This window comes from Nostoc sp. (assembly GCF_035638895.1).
Taxonomy (GTDB): Bacteria; Cyanobacteriota; Cyanobacteriia; order Cyanobacteriales; family Nostocaceae; genus Nostoc.
Window position 1 is genome coordinate 1 of sequence record NZ_DASQZC010000338.1, and the last position, 2,152, is coordinate 2,152.

Consider the following 2,152-nt stretch of genomic DNA (forward strand, 5'->3'; position numbering starts at 1 on the left):
AATTGTGCGCGTCCAACTCACTGGCGTGGATACCAAACCCGGTGAAATCATTGTGGTAACAGGAGATTGCCCAGAGTTGGGTAACTGGGATATCAGCAAAGCATATCCTTTAGAGTACATCAACCCGAATACTTGGTCTGCTGAAATTCCTTTTGACGAGAGTACTGGTAAGCTGATTGCTTATAAGTATGCCATGTGGCGGGAAGGGCGATCGCCTCTGCGGGAAAATCTCGTAAATCGCCGTTGGGTGATTGCCAAAGAAGGCACTGTAAAATGGCGTGATACTTGGGCATCGGGAAGAGAATCGTAGAAATATCGAATGAAGAGTGAAGAGTCAACGATTAAAATTTTGATTCTTCACTTTTTATTATTTATAAATTTTAAGTAACAAAAAACACACGAATAAGCGTATTGAACCGCAGTGTGCGCCATAGCCATAGTGTAGTAGTTAGATATTTTCTAAATACTTCTTTAGTATATTTTAGTTTACAGTGATCTGGATCACACCACTTTGTGAGTTAAAATGAGTAATATCAAGCAGATAAGCACCCAAAAGCTGTTAAAAAGAGGGGCAAAAAGGCTTAAGCTACAAAATAAAAGAATAGATAGTACCTTTATAATCGCTAAACTCAGCAGTTTTTAATACTTACCAGCCAAGTCATCTAAAAAAATGAGGGAAAGGTAAATGGTAATGTTCGACCTCTTACTAAAAAATCAATTAAGTGCTCCAAAAAAACTAAAATTTAAAAATGAAATTTTGGCACGAGTTCAAGGTAGAAATTCAGAAGCTTTAAATGACGAAATAAAATTTTATAAAACTGAATTGCTTCCCTATTTTATAAAGTTGAGCCAACAGAATCCTGTTTTTAGTGTTACAGAGCAATTACGGCTTTTAGTGGGTGTTTGGACACCAATCTGGTCTACAATATCGTTTCATGAAAGTTTACCGCAAAGAATACAAGAGCAGTCCTTCCAAATTTTTCAGCATGGTGGTTACTGTGCCAGTGTAGCTCGCTATATAATGGGAAAAGAGCAGTCTTTATCCGAGAATTTTCAATCAAGATTACCAGCTTATGATTTCATGTTGATCCAAAAATATGGAGTTCAAAATGCTAAATGGTATCTTCAAAATATTGATAGATTTCAGGCTTTTACAAATAGAGAAATTCCTCTAACTTTAGAATCAGTCTACAACTGGTTTACTCATGTAGTAAATACTAAAGTTCAACCGAACGCCTCGAAAGAGGTTTTACCTAAAGCTCTAAAATTAGAAAATATAGAGATAAATCATGTTAATGTATCTCAAAAAACATCTTTGGTAACTTCTCAAGTGTTTAAGCATTTATATATAGATAATGACTTGCGACTTGTGAAAACTCAAACAGATGCCTCGCATTTACCTAGTTATACGATTGCTGTGAAGAGGCAATAAGTATTGATTGGTGAATGCCTCAGCTACCTTTTGATTGAGACAACAATCACCAAATTCTTGTTCAATTCCACCGCATATATAATACCTTACCTCCTGGGAGTGTATTCATCTTCGACATTGCAACGACAGGACAAGTCGTACAGGGAAACACAAGTAAAAGGTTTACTCAAGGAGAGGGCTGGGTAGTACTAGTTGAAAGTGAACTTCAGCGCGTGGGCTTTGAAGTTGAAACAATCCATAGTTATGGTAAATACCTACTGTCAAAAGGTCGTATAGCATTTATTGCACGCAAATTATATGAATAAATATCTGAATTAAATCCAATATCTAATTTTTTTTGCTATGGTGATCCCAAAGGAATTGTTAAGTACTTATGAGGTGTCAATCAAGTGACTAGTCGATAAATTTGTATAGTAAAATACAAATTTATAGAGATATTTTCTCTATAAAGTGGATCTGTTTTGTTACTTATTCGGTTGGGCAATACGCGCTTCAATGTCTTCCAATGTTTGTAACAATAGACGACTTGCCTGTAATTGCCAACCCCATTTCTGAATTCTAAAAGCTAATACAGTTCCAACTATAGCAGCTAACAAACATACAGGTTGATTTAAAGAAATTCCGAATAACAAACCCAATCCAGCAATTCCCCAAAATGGTAAAGCTGCTGCTTGTCTTTGTTCTTCCACAATTTGAGTAATCATATTAGAAGATTGCTTA

Annotated in this window: 2 protein-coding genes and 1 pseudogene; 2 read left to right on the forward strand and 1 reads right to left on the reverse strand. The window is 35.7% G+C overall.

Annotated features, from left to right (window positions below; genetic code table 11):
- A partial coding sequence (locus tag VE944_RS16575; protein WP_324978881.1) for a CBM20 domain-containing protein occupies positions 1-310 on the forward strand: 310 nt, incomplete at its 5' end.
- Positions 311-691: 381 nt separating this feature from the next.
- The gene (locus VE944_RS16580; RefSeq protein ID WP_324978884.1) at positions 692-1,432 is read left to right on the forward strand and encodes a hypothetical protein; all 741 of its coding nucleotides are present in this window, start codon (positions 692-694) and stop codon (positions 1,430-1,432) included.
- A gap of 464 nt (positions 1,433-1,896) precedes the next feature.
- On the opposite strand, the pseudogene VE944_RS16585 reads toward VE944_RS16580, so the two are convergent.
- A pseudogene (locus VE944_RS16585) lies at positions 1,897-2,152 on the reverse strand (hypothetical protein); the annotation flags it as partial.

What these genes read in the sequence shown, in the direction of transcription:
- VE944_RS16580 (WP_324978884.1), top strand. Translation starts at nt 692, where the DNA reads ATGTTCGACCTCTTACTAAAAAATCAATTAAGTGCTCCAAAAAAACTA.